The organism is Leuconostoc aquikimchii (assembly GCF_040838325.1).
In the GTDB taxonomy this organism is placed as follows: Bacteria; Bacillota; Bacilli; order Lactobacillales; family Lactobacillaceae; genus Leuconostoc; species Leuconostoc aquikimchii.
In genome coordinates, this window is sequence record NZ_JBFPER010000001.1 from 1,097,456 (window position 1) to 1,113,564 (window position 16,109).

General features: G+C 37.6%; 16 protein-coding genes. 1 reads left to right on the top strand and 15 read right to left on the bottom strand.

The features are described from left to right. Nucleotides 1-243 precede the first annotated feature (243 nt). From AB3K24_RS05405 to xerC, 11 genes are all read right to left on the bottom strand, one after another. Nucleotides 244-843 (bottom strand): non-canonical purine NTP pyrophosphatase, encoded by a 600-nt coding sequence (locus AB3K24_RS05405; protein ID WP_367974173.1) that lies wholly within the window; start codon nucleotides 841-843, stop codon nucleotides 244-246. A 130-nt stretch (nucleotides 844-973) separates the two neighbouring features. Beyond that, nucleotides 974-1,687 carry a nicotinamide mononucleotide transporter family protein gene (locus tag AB3K24_RS05410; RefSeq protein WP_367974174.1) on the bottom strand — a complete coding sequence of 238 codons (714 nt, stop codon included), beginning with the start codon at nucleotides 1,685-1,687 and terminating at the stop codon, nucleotides 974-976. Between the two features lie 225 nt (nucleotides 1,688-1,912). Continuing rightward, nucleotides 1,913-2,476 carry an anthranilate synthase component II gene (locus tag AB3K24_RS05415; RefSeq protein WP_367974175.1) on the bottom strand — a complete coding sequence of 188 codons (564 nt, stop codon included), beginning with the start codon at nucleotides 2,474-2,476 and terminating at the stop codon, nucleotides 1,913-1,915. Beyond that, nucleotides 2,473-3,846, bottom strand: coding sequence for an anthranilate synthase component I (gene trpE / locus AB3K24_RS05420; RefSeq protein ID WP_367974176.1), 1,374 nt, complete (start codon nucleotides 3,844-3,846; stop codon nucleotides 2,473-2,475). Before trpE ends, AB3K24_RS05415 begins: the two co-directional genes overlap by 4 nt. A 73-nt stretch (nucleotides 3,847-3,919) precedes the next feature. Beyond that, nucleotides 3,920-4,690 (bottom strand): tryptophan synthase subunit alpha, encoded by a 771-nt coding sequence (trpA, locus tag AB3K24_RS05425; protein ID WP_367974177.1) that lies wholly within the window; start codon nucleotides 4,688-4,690, stop codon nucleotides 3,920-3,922. 37 nt (nucleotides 4,691-4,727) lie between these two features. Continuing rightward, nucleotides 4,728-5,330, bottom strand: a complete 603-nt coding sequence (locus AB3K24_RS05430) for a phosphoribosylanthranilate isomerase (protein ID WP_367974178.1) — start codon at nucleotides 5,328-5,330, stop codon at nucleotides 4,728-4,730. A 6-nt stretch (nucleotides 5,331-5,336) separates the two neighbouring features. Continuing rightward, entirely contained in the window at nucleotides 5,337-6,122 is a 786-nt protein-coding gene (gene trpC / locus AB3K24_RS05435; RefSeq protein ID WP_367974179.1) for an indole-3-glycerol phosphate synthase TrpC, read from the bottom strand. Beyond that, nucleotides 6,119-7,144 carry an anthranilate phosphoribosyltransferase gene (gene trpD / locus AB3K24_RS05440; protein WP_367974180.1) on the bottom strand — a complete coding sequence of 342 codons (1,026 nt, stop codon included), beginning with the start codon at nucleotides 7,142-7,144 and terminating at the stop codon, nucleotides 6,119-6,121. The genes trpC and trpD overlap by 4 nt, the downstream gene beginning before the upstream one ends. After that, a complete protein-coding gene (gene trpB, locus AB3K24_RS05445; protein ID WP_367974181.1) occupies nucleotides 7,137-8,333 on the bottom strand; it encodes a tryptophan synthase subunit beta in 1,197 nt (398 codons plus the stop codon). The genes trpD and trpB overlap by 8 nt, the downstream gene beginning before the upstream one ends. A 449-nt stretch (nucleotides 8,334-8,782) precedes the next feature. Further along, nucleotides 8,783-9,661 carry an aldose 1-epimerase family protein gene (locus tag AB3K24_RS05450; RefSeq protein WP_367974182.1) on the bottom strand — a complete coding sequence of 293 codons (879 nt, stop codon included), beginning with the start codon at nucleotides 9,659-9,661 and terminating at the stop codon, nucleotides 8,783-8,785. 53 nt (nucleotides 9,662-9,714) lie between these two features. After that, nucleotides 9,715-10,626, bottom strand: coding sequence for a tyrosine recombinase XerC (gene xerC, locus AB3K24_RS05455; RefSeq protein ID WP_367974183.1), 912 nt, complete (start codon nucleotides 10,624-10,626; stop codon nucleotides 9,715-9,717). Nucleotides 10,627-10,778: 152 nt separating this feature from the next. On the opposite strand from xerC, the gene AB3K24_RS05460 reads away from it, so the two are divergent. Then, nucleotides 10,779-11,213 (top strand): hypothetical protein, encoded by a 435-nt coding sequence (locus AB3K24_RS05460; protein ID WP_367974184.1) that lies wholly within the window; start codon nucleotides 10,779-10,781, stop codon nucleotides 11,211-11,213. 187 nt (nucleotides 11,214-11,400) lie between these two features. On the opposite strand, the gene AB3K24_RS05465 is transcribed toward AB3K24_RS05460, so the two are convergent. The 4 genes from AB3K24_RS05465 to AB3K24_RS05480 all read right to left on the bottom strand — a co-directional run bounded on the left by AB3K24_RS05465 (nucleotide 11,401) and on the right by AB3K24_RS05480 (nucleotide 16,019). Further along, nucleotides 11,401-12,744 carry a PFL family protein gene (locus AB3K24_RS05465; RefSeq protein WP_367974185.1) on the bottom strand — a complete coding sequence of 448 codons (1,344 nt, stop codon included), beginning with the start codon at nucleotides 12,742-12,744 and terminating at the stop codon, nucleotides 11,401-11,403. Nucleotides 12,745-12,797: 53 nt separating this feature from the next. Further along, nucleotides 12,798-13,070 carry an ACT domain-containing protein gene (locus tag AB3K24_RS05470; protein WP_367974186.1) on the bottom strand — a complete coding sequence of 91 codons (273 nt, stop codon included), beginning with the start codon at nucleotides 13,068-13,070 and terminating at the stop codon, nucleotides 12,798-12,800. A gap of 80 nt (nucleotides 13,071-13,150) precedes the next feature. Further along, complete coding sequence (locus AB3K24_RS05475) at nucleotides 13,151-14,311, bottom strand: hydroxymethylglutaryl-CoA synthase (protein WP_367974187.1); 1,161 nt, start codon at nucleotides 14,309-14,311, stop codon at nucleotides 13,151-13,153. Between the two features lie 85 nt (nucleotides 14,312-14,396). Further along, nucleotides 14,397-16,019 carry an ABC-F family ATP-binding cassette domain-containing protein gene (locus tag AB3K24_RS05480; protein WP_367974188.1) on the bottom strand — a complete coding sequence of 541 codons (1,623 nt, stop codon included), beginning with the start codon at nucleotides 16,017-16,019 and terminating at the stop codon, nucleotides 14,397-14,399. Nucleotides 16,020-16,109 lie beyond the last annotated feature (90 nt).

A 16,109-nucleotide genomic window follows, 5' to 3' on the forward strand; every position in this document is an offset into this window, starting at 1 on the left:
TTGCCAAGTCAAGCTATGCTAACTTATTAAACGCAGCTGAACAAAATACCATACCATTAGGACAAGTCATGCAATTAAAAACGCCACCTACTCCGAAGAATAGGTGGCGGGTAGGTAGATAGATTCTACCCAGTTGGTCCTCTATAGTATAGCTGATTTTTTTAAGAATAGCAATCTTTTTTTAATTTGAATATATTTTAGCATGATGTTGTCCAAAAAAATAAATCATCCAGCACTGTCATTTCAACAATCGTAGCTAATTTCCTGCAATAATTTTTGTGCTGCACGACCTCGATGCGAGTATAAAACACGTTCAGCCATTGGCATTTCCGCAAGTGTTTTACCATTCTCGGCTTCAAATAATGTGTCAAAACCAACGGCGTACTTGCCACGCTCACTTTTGGCTAGTAAAACCCCGCCACGTCCAACACTGCTTACAGTTTTTCCTGTAGAGGTGATTAACACAAATAAGGCTTCTAAATAGGCACCACGATTTAAAATTGGCTTATACAAGTCCAACAAATACGCATCTTCTTCACGCACAGAATTTAAGCCAAGTGCCTTTAATTCACGTGAAGTCGTTAAGCCAAAGCGCTCAGGAAAAGCTGTAAAATATGCGCCAGTATCATCAGCTAAGATATTATTATTTGGTAAAAATTGTTGAATATAGCGTGCTTTGTTTAATGCGTTGGTATATTGATCGGCGACAGTCTCAGTTGGAAAATTTTTTTCATCGATTAATTCACGATAATTAACCACTGACACATCAAATTCAGCAAACACGCCCTGAATTTCACGTGTTTTTGCTGAATTGTTGGACGCGACGACTAAATTTTTAATCATTTAATTACTCCTATTATCTAACCAACTATAAGTACTTGTTTTATTTTAACATGACGGGCTAAACCTGCCAAACAGGCCGCAAAAAAATTCATAATAACATAAAAAGGCGTTTTAAAGAACGCCTTCAATGTCATCGTGAATTTTTTTGTCTGGCCATGCGCCATATGGGATAAGCAACACCGCTGTTAACAATATAATATAAGTATTTCCCGACGTTAGCAAAATTGCCTTGCGTCATCGCTTTAACTAATTGGACAAAGTTATAAACAATCCAAAAGAGCCATTGGTCTTCAATTTTAAAAACATTTAATATATTTGGAATCAAGGAAAGACTAAAAACTGCACTCGCCAGCCAAAATAACGGACTTGTATTTTGAAAAGCTAAATAATTCAGTCCTAAACTGAGTAGTATTGCGCCACCAATCACGAGTGGTAACCATTTCTTGAAATCAGTCGCACGATTAACCTGTTTATCACCGTACCGATGCCAACCTTTAATCGCTGCAGCATTAATCAAAAAAGACACGGGATAAGTCAGTATCGCCCCACTGTTCCCAAGAATAAAATCAATTGTCCCTGACAGTAAGGTATTGATAGTGCCGACAATATTACCAAATTTATTTAATCTCGCTGTCAAGCGTGTTGACATAATCGATAAACTGGATGACACAACAGAGATGACACCAAAAGGCACGTATTTGGCCCAAATATTTTCTGAAAAAAATGACGTATGAGTCAAATTCTCAAAAAGATAGCCTGATGTATAGGCCGCAAGAATAACAATGATAACGCCTAATGTGTCAAATAACCATGATTCGTTTAGTGACTTTAATATTTTTAGCATGCTATCATGCCTCCGTTTGTTTTTGAACACCGCAACGGCAACGTGTTCATCAGTTTGTTTTTTGAGAGCCGATCTGTTGAGAACGCTCATATTCTTTTTCAGAAAGTGTTTTTATCAGTCAAAAATACTGACTCTTTCTATTTTAACAAATGCGATTGATTATGTGATTGATTTAACAATTTCTTAAATTTTTTTCAAACAAAAGGAATACAAACTATTAACTTATTATTGCGTCAATAACACAAATTTTTCAATCATTTTTGCACCCTCTGGCGTACCAATCGATTCTGGATGAAATTGCAAGCCAAAAATTGGCAATGATACATGCTGCATTGCCATGATTTCATTATCATCAGAAGCGCGTCCTGTCACAATAAAATTATCCGGCATGTGATTAGTTTTGATAATGAGTGAATGATAACGCATGACCGCAGTAGTCTGTGCTATAAATAATGCTGATGGCGCTATTGCTAACATATCAGAAACTTTGCCATGTCGAATAATTGTTGCATTTGTCACAACCCCACCAAATACTTCACCAATCGCTTGATGTCCTAAACATATGCCAAGCAATGGGATTTTATTAGCATATTGTCGAATCATATTTTCCATTTCACCAGCTTCATTTGGTTTACCTGGTCCTGGCGAAAAAATTATCCCAGAAGCTTGATCAGCCACATCATATAAATGTTCATCATCATTTCGTAATATGACTAAGTCTGTCATTTTCCCAACAATTTGTGCTAGGTTATACGTAAACGAATCATAATTATCAACTAATAGTATCATAGTTTCTCTCCCACGTTTAGTAAGGCTCTTGCTTTATTGCGTGTTTCTTCATATTCATTTTCAGGCACAGAATCATAAACAATTCCCGCCCCAGCTTGTACATAACCTTTATTATTTTTAACAACCATTGTTCTAATTGCAATCGCAAAATCCATCTGATTGTCTTTTGATAAATAACCAATAGCCCCAGCGTAAACACCACGTTTAGTGGGCTCCATTTCATAAATACGTTGTAACGCACGTACTTTTGGTGCGCCGCTTACCGTACCCGCTGGTAAGGTTGCTTTTAAAGCGTCAATTGCGCGTGTCCCTGCCCGCAATTTGCCCTGCACCTCCGACACGAGATGCATGACATATCTATATTTTTGAATATCTAGAAAAGTTGTGACATTGACAGTCCCATATTCGGAAATTTTTCCCAAATCGTTACGGCCCAAATCCACTAGCATTTTATGTTCAGCGAGTTCTTTCTCATCATGCTTTAATGCTGATGCAATCTCAATATCTTCTTGTACTGTTTTACCGCGCTTACGTGTACCAGCAATCGGATTTGTTGTCACGATATCACCACGGACTGTCACTAAACTTTCAGGTGACGATCCGACAATTTGAGTGTCGCCCATATCTAAATAATACATGTAAGGCGAGGGGTTTGTGCGACGTAATTGTCGATAAAAATCAAACGGATCATTTTTAAAATCAAAACTGAATCGTTGCGAAGGCACCATTTGAAACATATCGCCAGCCGTTATCAACTGTTTAGTACGATTAACAATTGCTGTAAACTCTTTTTGACTCATATTTGACTTTGGTTCGAGCGGCGGTAATGACCTAGTAACCATTTCTGCATGGACTTGTTTTTGTAAGCGATCTTCAATTTTAGATAGCACATGCTGTCGTTTTGATGCATCCCGTTTTGAGTAGGCATTATCTACCACGATTGTTAAAGTTTCTTTTTGATGATCAAAAAGAATAAATGTTTCATACAAAAACATATGAATATCAGGCATGTCTAACTCATCATGGGGTTGTTGCCCAATATTTTCATAGGTGGCAATGGTATCAAACCCGACATAACCAATAGCCCCTCCCTGAAAAGGCATGTGATCATTAATTACTGAGTCAGTGACCACTAATTCACTCAATACATGTAATGGATCCAAATTTTCGGATAACTGACCATCAATATTAATATGAGTACCCGTTGCTTGAAATTCATGAACAGGATCTAAACCCAAAATAGAATAACGGGATTTTTCTTGCGAAGTGGGTACAGATTCTAATAAAACTGTGTGCGCACCACGTAATCGTAAATAAGCGCTGATAACGCTGATTGTGTCAGCATTGATTGTTTTTATTTCATAAGCCATATGACGTACATTCTCCATTTTATTTTGTGTGGCACCATCTCACACGCGTTATCGCGCTTCATTATTGATGACATTACCAGGCCGTCTTCATCGCGTTCACAAAATTCTGTAATGCTTCTTCGGCATCATACGGATGTGCCTCAATAATATTAACAATTGCTGAGCCGACAATCACTGCATCCGCGTTTTTAAACTGTGACATTTGTTCAGGCTGACTAATGCCAAAACCGATAGCAGTCGGTACATTAGTCAATTTTTTTATTTGTGTGATTAAGTTATGAGAATCGGTTGATAATTTTTGTCGCATGCCAGTAATGCCTAAAGAGCTGACCACATAAACAAAACCTGATGCGCGTTTAATAATATTTGGTATGCGTTCGCCAGATTTAAGTGTGATTAATTGAATAAATGACCGATCATACTTTTCAGCTAAAGTAACAAATTCATCTTGTTCTTCCAGAGGCATATCAGGCATAATAATACCTTGCACATTAAGTTGTTTCATTTTAGCCAAAAACGCTTCATACCCGTATTTAAAAACCGGATTAGTATATGTTAAAAAAACCAATGGCACCTGCGTCCTTTTCCGAACATTTGTGACAAACTCAAAAACTTTCTCCGTAGTTGACCCAGCTTCAGCCGCACGTAAATCAGCTTTCATAATTGTTTCTCCATCTGCTGACGGATCTGAAAAAGCAATGCCGATTTCAACGACATCCGCCCCAGCCTCAGCAAGTGTTACAACATAATCGACACTTTTATCGAAATCAGGATCCCCAGCTACTGTAAAGCCAATAAAGCCTTTGCCATTCTTTAAAACTTCTTCTATTTTTTCTACTGTCATTTTTTCTCCAAACGTCAACTTTATTTATGCTAAAATATTATGATTTAGCTGTCTGTTGGTGTGCTATATCGACTAAGATACGCATTTTTTCTAGATTTTTAATACCTGCTACTTCAGAACCACTAGAAATGTCAACCCACTCTGGCTGTACTTGATTGATTGCATCTTCCAAATTGTCAATTGTTAAACCACCCGCCAGCATCAAAGGTGTTTGTCGTAGGGATTTTGGTGGTACAATACGCCAATCAAATGTTTCTCCTGAACCAGCACTGTTGTCTAACAGCAAATAATCTGCTGCTGTTGTAAGTAATGCTTGTTGTGGTTTAACCACTTGAATAACAGGCACCTTGTTTTCACGTAATAATGCCACTTCTAATTCTGACTCGTCACCATGTAGCTGTACACCTTGTATGAGCCCATTAGCAAAAAAAGTTAACATATCCATGACGTTTTGATTAACGAACACACCATATAACGGAATACTATCATCCAAACGTTCGCGTATTTTAATCGCTGTCGTTAAATTGACCGTTCGACGATGGTTTGGTGCAAAAATAATACCTGCCATATCAGGTTGAACCTTATTTAAAAGGTCAGCATCCTCAACACGAAAGTTTCCACAAAGTTTAATTTTAGTCATGTGCGTTTATTGTCCTATCAAAGTTTTAATCATCTTCATTTTATCTTTGCTTTTCATAAAAGTCTCACCAACTAAAATACCATTTACCTGTAGGTCTTCCAGTAACGTTACATCAGCGCGCGTTTTGATGCCAGACTCAGAAATAACTAATATATCTTCAGGTATTAACTCACGTAACCGTTTTGTATTGTTAAAATCAACCGAAAAATCTTTCAAATTACGATTATTAATCCCAATAATACGTCCTTTTGCTGCGATAGCGCGGTGAATCTCTTTTTCATTATGTGCTTCAACAATTGCCGACAAGCCTAGTTCATCTGCTAATTTAAGATAGCGACGTAATTGCTCATCTTCTAAAATTGCCACAATTAATAAAATAACTTTAGCGCCAGACACTATTGCTTCATAAATCATATAGTCATCAATGATAAAATCTTTTCTTAATATTGGCGTTTTAACGGTCTGCGCAACTGCTTTCAAAATAGCAATTGATCCTTTAAAATATTTTTCCTCTGTCAAAACACTAATTAAATCCACACCGGCTTCATCGTACGCATGCGCAATACTAAGATAATCAAATTGATCCTGCGGAATAATTTGTCCTTGTGATGGCGACGCTTGTTTGATTTCTGCAATCACTGAAATTGCTCGTTGGCGTAGTGCCTTTTCAAAAGGAAAAGTTTTTTTAATGATGCGTTGACGTGCTTTTGCCTCTAAAATTGTCGCAGGCACCTCGAATTGCCTGTGTACCATATTGTCACGTGTTGCCCTTACCAAATCATCTAAAATCATGCGCTAACCGCCTTTGTTGCTTGTTGCAACTGTATTAAATGTTGATATGCTTTACCATTTTCTAAGATACTACGTGCCAGTGTGATACTTTGCTGCAAATTTTCACAAATATTTGCAGCAAACAATGCCATAGCAGCATTCAAAATAACAACTTCTTTCTTTGCACCACCTAAACGACCACTTAAAATTGCTTGTGTTATTTCAGCATTCTCTGTTGGTGTGCCTCCTAACAATTCTTCTGGTAAAACATAATCAAAACCATACGTCATCGGATCAAACTCTGACTCAGTTATCTCCTGATTACGAAGCACCACCATATCAGTTTTATCTGTCAAAGTAACCTCATCTAATCCATCCTTACCATGAATTAAAATGGCATTTTTAACACCTAATGCGATTAAAACATGCGCCAATGGGACTAATAATTGCTTCGAGTAAACACCTAACAGCATGCTTTTGGGTCGCATCGGATTTATCAAAGGGCCTAAGACATTAAACACAGTTCGAATCCCTAAATTTTTTCGAATTGGACCGACAATCTTCATTGCCGGATGAAATGATCGTGCAAATAAAAAGGTTTGCCCAGTTTCACGTAAAACCTGAGTCGCTTGATCAGCGGTCAATGAAATTGTGACACCCAGGGCCTCTAGTACATCAGCTGTTCCTGATTTTGAACTGGCCGCACGATTACCATGTTTAGCAATCGGAACACCAGCTGCTGCTACGATAAAGCTAGCTGTTGTAGAAATATTGAATGTATTTGACATATCCCCACCGGTACCAACAATATCCATCGCATCAAATTCTGGTGCGATATTAACTGCTTGATTAAGCATAGCTTTTGCTGAACCAGTAATTTCTGAAACAGATTCATTTTTTGACGTTAATCCCATTAAATAGGCTGCAATTTGTGGTTCTGATACATCACCAGCCATAATTTCATTCATCACGTTTTCTGCCATCTCAGCAGATAAATCTTGACGCACTGATAACAACCTTAGTGCTGCTTTAATATCACTCATGAATGTCAACTCCTTTATAGCGGGCAATAGCAGCAACATCTTTATCGCCACGACCACTCAAGTTAACCATAATTTGCTGATCTGATCGCATAGTTGGTGCCAACTTCATGGCATATGCTACTGCGTGAGAACTTTCAATTGCAGCTATAATACCTTCTGTTCGAGCAATATACTCAAATGCTATTACTGCCTCATCATCAGTAATGGGGACATATTGCGCACGATTAATATCTGCCAAATAAGCATGTTCTGGTCCAATGCCTGGATAATCAAGACCAGCAGAAATGCTATATACTGGATTGATTTGTCCATCTGACGACTGTAAAAATTTTGATTTCATACCATGAAAAATACCATCTGAACCATTAGCAATTGTTGCAGCTGTTTGAGATGTCTGAATCCCTTTACCCGCTGCTTCAACACCAATTAATTTAACTTGCACATCATCAATAAACTTACTAAACGCACCAATCGCGTTTGAACCGCCACCAACTGCAGCAATCACAGCATCGGGTAACTTACCAGTTTGATCTAAAAACTGTTGTCGCGCTTCTTCACTAATAATTGATTGGAAATACTTAACCATCTCAGGAAAAGGATGCGGACCGACAGCAGATCCTAAGACGTAAAACGTATCGTCAATACGTTTAGTCCAGTCTTGAAACGTTGCATTCACTGCATCCTTTAGAACCTGTGTGCCTGTTTCAACAATAGTCACTTTAGCACCAAGTAACTTCATACGATAAACATTCAGTGCCTGTCGATCTGTATCCTCTTTGCCCATAAAAATTTCTGCTTCCATACCAAATAATGCAGCAACAGTTGCTGTGGCCACGCCATGTTGTCCAGCGCCAGTTTCAGCAATCAATCTTGTTTTGCCCATTTTTTGAGCAATTAAGGCCTGACCCAAAACATTGTTAATTTTATGTGCGCCTGTATGATTAAGATCTTCACGCTTAAAATATATTTGTGCCCCACCAAGATCTTTTGACATATTTTTTGCATAATATAATAGCGATGGTCTATTGGCATAGTTGTCAAATAAGTTTTTTAATTCTGCTTTAAAAATAGGATCTTCTTTATAATGATTAAACGCCTCAGCCACTGCATTGACAGCTGGCATCAATAATTCAGGAATAAATTGTCCCCCATATTCGCCATAATAACCTTTTCTTATTGTATTAACCATGTTTTTCTCCTCATTGTTGGGTTCAAGAGCAAATAAAAAACCGTCCTGAAAATATTTGCTCATTGCAATATTTTCAGGACGGTTTCCCGCGGTGCCACCTGATTTTAAGATATTAAACCGCATTAAAAAAATTTGATCTAATAACTCACCCTCCATAGTCTGCTAACACAGACCTGACAACTGACGTATGTCTCACGTTCACATCTACTCACATGACTGCTTTCAATTGACCCTCGATGATCCATTTGCCAACTTGCTTTCGACCCAGCTCTCAGTATCCTGGATTCCCTGTGCGCGCACAATTGGTTTGATCTTCATCTCATTGGTTTATTTAGACGATTAAATTGTTAACACTATATTAAATCTAAATGAGATTTTTGTCAATACATTTATTTTTAAAAGGCGCTTTTTGTACTTTTTTATGATAAAAAAATCAAAATTATCAATGTTTAGAAAAATTGCAAACTATAAGTACCATTAAATGTGTCACCTGCTGCCAAGACATTCACGCCAAATTTTTCTTTAAAGTTGCCGGTAGAATCAACCGTATCCGCAATTCCCCACCAAGGCTCTAATGCAATAAATGGTGCTTCTTTTCCAGCTGGTGTCCAAATACCTAAAAATTGGGCATTATCTAAAGTCATGCGCAAACCATGTTGATTAGCCAAGCGTGCAAGTAAAAATGAGGTTTTCTGACGATCCAACTTTAAAATAATCGCATCATCATGATAATCCTCTTGGCGTAAACGCAATGGAATATTTGCATTAAAAGGTGTTGGTACATTTGGATTCGAGTAAGGACCAGTTAAGCGAACGCGATCATAGAGTTTTTCTGGTTCAATAGAAACGTAATAATCTGAAAATTTACCACCATCAAGTGGCAGATTAAACGCTGGATGCCCACCAACACTAAAGAATAGTGATTCCTCAGTGTCAGTATTGTTAACAATATAGGCAATTTTAAGTTCGTTATCATCTGTTAAATCATACCGAATATCTAGTTGGAATTTGAATGGGTAAACACGCATTGTTGACTGCGTATCATGAATGCGAAAAAGAGCATGGTTATCGTTATGTTCAACCACGTCAAAAACTGTATTTCGCGCAAACCCATGTTGGTTCATAAAATAAGTTTCGCCTGCAACCTTGTATTGATCACCACGTAAACGACCAACAATTGGGAACAAATTAGAGGCGTGACGCCCCCAATACTTAGGATCTCCGATCCAAATATATTCCAATTCGGCCTGCTTGTGCCACACGCTTGTTAATTCGGCACCTTCTTCGTTAATCATCACTTTTAAATTTTTATTTTCTAGTTTAATCATAATACCTATATTCTACCAAATTTTTAGAGACAAATGTAATTAATGTTAAGCGTTTACAGCTTTTTTTTGGCACGTGGGAAAAAATTTTGGTAATTTTTTTGTAAATTCTCACGTGTAACATGAGTATACATTTGCGTTGTTGATAAATTAACATGCCCTAGTAATTCCTGAACTGTGCGCATATCAGCCCCATTATTAAGCAAGTGCGTAGCAAATGTATGGCGTAACATGTGCGGATGAATTTTTCCAGTCAAAGTTGAGCGCTTCATGAGTTCGTTTAAAATATAAGTAATTCCTGCTGTAGTAATTGGTTCACCACGATGGTTAACAAACACAAAATCATGTGCGACTTGTTTGGCTATCAGTTTTGGTCGTGTCTCTTTTAAATATTGCGTTAACGCTTGTGCTGAAAAATGACCAAAGGGTACATATCTGTCCTTATTACCCTTACCATGAATCAACACTAACCGCTGAGAAAAATCTAATTGCGAAATAGTCAGATTAGCAATCTCAGCTACACGTGCACCTGTAGCATACAAAAACTCTAAAATAGCCGCATTCCTTTGCCACAAGACATCCTCGCGATTATATGCCACATCAAAAAGTGTGGTCATTTCTGTTTCGTAAAAAAATTCTGGCAGATGATTTTGATGTTTTCGTAGCGCAATGTTATCAAACGGATTATCAATTGCAAATTGATTAGCAATCATAAACTGATAAAACATACGTAAACTGCTAATTTTTCTGGAGATAGTTGTTCGCGCCAATTTGCGTTCGTACAAATCGTTTAAATAAACTCTAACATCCAATGTTTGGACCATTTTAAAGGTGGTAAAACCGCCATTTTGCGTTAAAAACATAACAAATTCATCAATATCAGATAAATATGCCTTCAGGGTCAACGGCGAGTATTGTCGTTCAGCCTCTAAATAGATACGATACAATTGTTGTTCACGTGTTTCCATGAGTCTAATTATACGCGCTATTGCTTGTTTTTAAAAATTAAGAAGACGTTAATTTAGTTACAATCAGTCAAACATGCACATATCACGCTTCTTTTTCGATATGATTAAAGATAGATATAGTATGACTAAACGAATCATAGAGGAGAATCCTTATGAAAATTCCTGTCCAAACACCATTAGAACAATTACGCCAAAATGTTTTATTATTACAACATAAATCGGTCAATGCTATTATTGGCTTTCGTCAAAACATTTTGGCTAATCGTGATGCACACAATATAAAACCAAAACAGTTAAAACTGTCTGACACACGAGAAATTGCAATTGTACCTTATGAATCAAACGCTAAGGTCGTTGATTCAAGTAGCTTCGCATATGCACTGGAATCTGCTATGACAGAAAGCAATAGCGATTTACATGAACCATTTACAATGCGACGTCATATCACCTCTTTTTTGCATCATCCTGCTCGTATTTTGGCAAGCATGATTATCATCATTTTAGTTATCTACATTGCCATTATAACTGGACAAGCTAATTCAACTAATCGTCAACCTATCACGCCAGCACCTCAAAAAACAAATTAAGGTCTAGAACACCTACTAACGACGTTTAATTTTTTGTGCGTTGCTTTTTTGAGTATTATTAATCACGATAACTTCACTAGCAAAAATTTAAAATACTGCAAATAAAAGCGAGCTTATCTTTTTGATAAGCTCGCTTTTAAGTAGTCTATAATATTTTTAGTGCCTACATCCGACCAACAGTCAGATCCTAATTTTTAAACGAATGAATCGGTGCTGGAATATGGCCACCACGATTAATGAAATCTGCACTTGATTTATTAACTACCGGCATCACTGGTGCAGTACCTAATAGCCCACCATAATCAATCATATCACCAACTTTGGCGCCGTTAGTTGGTAAAATGCGTACAGCCGTTGTCTTATTATTTTGCACACCAATAGCTGCTTCATCAGCAATCATTGCAGCAATTGTTGTCGCATCAGTTTCACCTGGGATTGCAATCATGTCTAACCCAACAGAGCAAACAGCTGTCATTGCTTCAAGCTTTGCTAACGTTAACACGCCGGCCTTAACAGCATCAATCATACCAGCATCCTCAGAAACAGGAATAAAGGCACCAGATAAACCACCGACGCGTTGTGATGCCATGACACCACCTTTTTTAACAGCGTCATTAAGTAACATTAATGCTGCTGTGGTCCCATGGGTGCCAACCATTTCAAGACCGATTTCTTCCAATACTTCCGCAACAGAATCACCGCGCGCTGGCGTAGGGGCTAAACTTAAATCAACTATGCCGAATTCAACGCCTAAACGTTCAGCAGCTAGCGCACCAACCATTTGGCCAACACGTGTAATTTTAAAGGCTGTTTTCTTAACCGTTTCAGCAACAACCTGAATGGATTCGCCCTTAACTTTTTCAATTGCACGTTTAACAACACCAGGCCCGGAAACACCAACATTAATCACAACGTCCGCTTCACTTACGCCATGAAAAGCACCAGCCATAAACGGATTGTCTTCTACTGCATTAGCAAAAACAACCATTTTTGCATTCGCAGTATCTGATTTATCCGTAATCGCTTTAATCGTTTCACCCATTAGTTTGATAGCATCTAAATTGATTCCAGCTTTTGTCGAACCAATGTTAACACTTGACATCACTAAATCTGTTTCTGTTAACACGCGGGGCAATGACTTGATCAGTGCTAGATCCCCATTGGCAAATCCTTTTTGTACTAATGCGGAATAACCACCAATAAAATCAACCCCAACAGCCTTAGCAGCATCATCTAAAGCGTGTGCGTAGTATAACATCTCATCAGGCGTTGCTTTTCCAGCAATCAACGCAATAGGTGTCACACTAATACGTTTGTTTGTAATCGGAATACCAAATTCACGTTCAATTTGCTGCGTGACTTTAACCAAGTCTTTTGCATAAGTTGTAATCTTTTGATAAATATTTTTTGCAGTTTCTTGTGGTGTACCAGCTATTGTATCGAGCAAGGAAATGCCCATCGTAACAGTTCGAATATCCAAATGCTCTTCCGCAACCATATTAATGGTTTCAGTTATTTGAGTGGTTTCCATAATTTCTCCCAATTTTTGTTTGTAAATTTGGTCTTAACACATTTATTCGTTATTTAAACACGACTCATTGCATCAAAAATTTCTTCGCGTTGCGTGTGAATTTCAACTGTTAACTGCTTGCCAAGTAGATTCAAATCATCTTGAAGTTTATTAAATTCTTCATCTAATTGTGCCAAATTAACTAGCATGCTCATTGTGAAAATGTCAGACATAATTGTCTGCGATACATCTAAAATATTAATATTATGGTCGGCTAACGTATTAGCTACACCGGCTATAATTCCTGGTTTGTCTTTTCCTATTACTGTTACAACTGCTTTAGCCATTTTTTTCCTCTTTAAAAGTTATTTAAATTATTATACAGTATTTACTTATTAAATGCCATAATCCTTAAAATGCTATCTCGTCACTTGTAAACCCGTTCGCCATTTTGCCAACCCAAAAATTGGAATAGTTTGGTGCCAACAATGGCATCTGATTTAACATCAATGTGCGAATCGTAAAGCTGCGCTTTAAACATTGCTTCATACTGATCCACAGACATAACCTGACGTTTGGACAATAATTGTTGCGTCATTTCTGCTGGCACATAGTTTTTAAAATTTTTCTGAAGTGTCACAGAGTAAAGTTCGGCCTCTGCACCAGAACCATAACTGAAAACAGCTAACTTTTCGCCAGATTTCAAATCAGTCGCATTGCTTAACAGCGACAACAAGCTTAAATAAACAGAACCTGTGTAAAGATTGCCGACTTCTCGACTAAATTTTTGACTGGCCTGCAAATTACATGTTAATCGTTCTTGATGCTGTTGGGTGGCTTCATGCATAATTTGATCGAGTGCTTTTTTACCCATTTTTGTATAAGGTAAATGAAAGGCAAACCCTGCAAAGTCATTTAACTGATGCTTTGTTTGTGATTGGTATCGTTGCCACAACGTCATAAACATCTCTTTATAAATATCAGTTGATAAATGTCCGTCAACTAGTGCCTCTTGCCGATCAATTGGCCGCCAAAAATCGGCAACATCACGGCTCATATAAACAGAATCAGTATTAATACTCACAATTTTGGGTGTTTCGGATATAATCATGGCAATTGCACCAGCGCCTTGTGTGACTTCGCCTGCTGTCGATAGGCCATAGCGCGCAATATCTGATGCAATAACTAATACGCGTTTACCTGGATGGGTTGCGACATAATCACGCGCTTGCATCAAGCCATAAGTCCCCGCGTAACAAGCTTGCTTGAGTTCAATCGTACGCACAAATTCTGACAACCCAAGTAATCTTTGCACATATATGGCACTTGATTTTGAATTATCAATTCCTGACTCTGTCGCAAAAATGACAACATCAATTTTTGCGCGATCATCGGCCGTAATGATTTTTATAGCTGCATTGGCTCCCATCGTCACAACATCCTCAAAATTTGGCACAATTGCTTGTCGATCTTGTCCGATGCCTATGGTGTATTTATCTGGTTCATCGCCACGTACTTTTGCTAATGTGATAAGGTCTAACACATAGTTAGGTGTGTAAAATGCTATTTTATCAATCCCTATTGTCATGATTTAGAATTCCTCTAAAATTATTATACCATGCAAAAAAGCGCCACTAGACGCCTTTTTTGCATGATATTTTGTAACTAGACTATTAGTAAAGTGCTTCAACTTTTTCTTGTATACTTTCAGTTGAAATAAATTCATCATAAGATGTATCTACACGATCAACAGCACCTTTAGCAGAAACCTCGATAACATGATTGGCCGTTGTTGCCAAAAACTCATGGTCATGCGAAGTCATAATAATACCGCCCTTGAAATTAACAACAGCGTCATTTAAAGATTGAATCGACTCCAAATCAAGATGGTTAGTCGGATCATCCATTAATAAAACATTTGCCTTCAGTAGCATCATTTTAGCTAGCGTTATACGTACTTTTTCACCACCAGATAGCACTTTAATTGCTTTCAAAGAATCATCACCGCGGAACAACAACTGTCCCAACATGCCACGCAGACTCGTATTATCCTTTTGTTCTTCTTCCGCAAAATCACGTAACCAATCCAAAATTGTGACATCTTGATTCTCAAAGTTATCATTCAGATCTTTAGCAATATATGACTGCGTTGTTGTCACACCAAAATTGACAGTCCCACTATCCGGCATCATTGTGCCAGCAATAATTTGCATTAATGTTGTCGTGGCCAAATCAGAACGTGATAAAATAGCGATTTTATCGCCAGGACGGCCTATAAATGAGATGTTATCCAATACTTTTTCGCCGTCAATTGTTTTGGAGATATTTTCAACACGAATCATATCATTACCCATTTCACGATTAAGTGGGAAATTAATAAATGGATACTTACGTGATGAGGGCTTAATATCATCCAATGTAATTTTGTCTAACTGCTTTTTACGCGCAGTAGCTTGTTTAGACTTCGATGCATTAGCTGAAAAACGTGCAACGAATTCTTGTAGCTGTTTAATTTGATCTTCTTTTTTTGAGTTCTGTTGCGAGGCTAATCGTTGCGCTAATTCTGAAGATTCACGCCAAAAGTCATAATTACCAACAAACGGTGTAATTTTACCAAAATCAACATCTAAAATATTGGTTGATACAGCATTCAAAAAATGACGATCATGCGATACGACAATAACCAAGTTAGGAAAATCTGCTAAGAAGTCTTCTAACCAGTTAATTGTTTGCACATCTAAACCGTTTGTCGGTTCGTCTAACACCAAAATATCAGGATTACCAAACAATGCTTGCGCTAACAAAACTTTGACTTTGTCGTTTTCTGTCAATTCTCCCATTAAAGTGTCGTGCATTGTATCTGAAATACCCAATTTGCTTAACAATTGCCCAGCTTCAACTTCAGCATTCCAGCCATCAAGTTCTTCAAATTCTGCACCCAAATCAGCAACACGTACACCGTCTGCATCATTAAAGTCTGGCTTGGCGTAGATTGCATCCATTTCAGTTTTGACTTCATACAATCTTTTATGCCCTTGAACAACAGTGTCCAATACTGTAAAAGCATCAAAAGCAAAATGATCTTGTTGCAAAGATGACATGCGTTCTCTGTCACCAATTGTAATTGTTCCCTCATTTGGTAGCAGTTCACCTTGTAGTAGTTTTAAAAATGTTGACTTTCCGGCACCATTGGCGCCAATAATACCATATGTATTGCCAGGTATTAACTTTAAAGAAACATCCTGATATAATTTAGGTCCAGCAAAGCTGAAACTCATTTCTGATACTGTGATCAATTTTTTTCCTCCAATTAAACATGTTCGTACACATAGCAATACGTTATTAAGCTATGCTTACATATCGGTAAAATACCTTATATAACTATA

Excerpts from the sequence above, each read along its gene's own strand:
- trpB (WP_367974181.1), bottom strand. The coding sequence starts at position 8,333 with ATGGTTAATACAATAAGAAAAGGTTATTATGGCGAATATGGGGGACAA.
- AB3K24_RS05475 (WP_367974187.1), bottom strand. The coding sequence starts at position 14,311 with ATGACAATAGGGATTGATAAAATAGCATTTTACACACCTAACTATGTG.
- AB3K24_RS05405 (WP_367974173.1), bottom strand. The coding sequence starts at position 843 with ATGATTAAAAATTTAGTCGTCGCGTCCAACAATTCAGCAAAAACACGT.
- AB3K24_RS05415 (WP_367974175.1), bottom strand. The coding sequence starts at position 2,476 with ATGATACTATTAGTTGATAATTATGATTCGTTTACGTATAACCTAGCA.
- AB3K24_RS05470 (WP_367974186.1), bottom strand. The coding sequence starts at position 13,070 with ATGGCTAAAGCAGTTGTAACAGTAATAGGAAAAGACAAACCAGGAATT.
- AB3K24_RS05450 (WP_367974182.1), bottom strand. The coding sequence starts at position 9,661 with ATGATTAAACTAGAAAATAAAAATTTAAAAGTGATGATTAACGAAGAA.
- xerC (WP_367974183.1), bottom strand. The coding sequence starts at position 10,626 with ATGGAAACACGTGAACAACAATTGTATCGTATCTATTTAGAGGCTGAA.
- trpC (WP_367974179.1), bottom strand. The coding sequence starts at position 6,122 with ATGATTTTAGATGATTTGGTAAGGGCAACACGTGACAATATGGTACAC.
- trpE (WP_367974176.1), bottom strand. The coding sequence starts at position 3,846 with ATGGCTTATGAAATAAAAACAATCAATGCTGACACAATCAGCGTTATC.
- AB3K24_RS05460 (WP_367974184.1), top strand. The coding sequence starts at position 10,779 with ATGAAAATTCCTGTCCAAACACCATTAGAACAATTACGCCAAAATGTT.
- AB3K24_RS05410 (WP_367974174.1), bottom strand. The coding sequence starts at position 1,687 with ATGCTAAAAATATTAAAGTCACTAAACGAATCATGGTTATTTGACACA.
- AB3K24_RS05430 (WP_367974178.1), bottom strand. The coding sequence starts at position 5,330 with ATGACTAAAATTAAACTTTGTGGAAACTTTCGTGTTGAGGATGCTGAC.
- trpD (WP_367974180.1), bottom strand. The coding sequence starts at position 7,144 with ATGAGTGATATTAAAGCAGCACTAAGGTTGTTATCAGTGCGTCAAGAT.
- AB3K24_RS05465 (WP_367974185.1), bottom strand. The coding sequence starts at position 12,744 with ATGGAAACCACTCAAATAACTGAAACCATTAATATGGTTGCGGAAGAG.
- trpA (WP_367974177.1), bottom strand. The coding sequence starts at position 4,690 with ATGACAGTAGAAAAAATAGAAGAAGTTTTAAAGAATGGCAAAGGCTTT.